Here is a 265-nt window from a genome sequence, read left to right as displayed (position 1 = left end):
GCTCGGGCGTGGCGGCGAAGCGCGGGTCGGTCTTCGCATCCTCCTCCAGCACCTTGTTGTCGGCCTTGACCTCGTTGATCAGGTGACGGCGCAGGTCCGCCTCGCGGAACACCGGCCGCGACTTGTAATCGGGGTCGCTGATCTGCGGCACGGCGATATCGGGCTCGATCCCGCCCTCCTGCACCGACCGACCCGAGGGCGTATAGTAGCGCGCCGTCGTCAGCCGCAGCGCCGTCTCCGGCCCCAGCGGCAGCAACGTCTGCAC

General features: G+C 69.4%; 1 protein-coding gene. It reads right to left on the bottom strand.

Annotated elements, in window-relative coordinates; genetic code table 11:
- The coding region (locus AC0IYH_RS31985; RefSeq protein ID WP_471838310.1) for a S41 family peptidase at positions 1 to 265 on the bottom strand (265 nt) is incomplete at both ends.

Source organism: Pseudomonas sp. AC463 (assembly GCF_979253585.1).
This window is presented reverse-complemented; position numbering and strand designations above follow the sequence as displayed.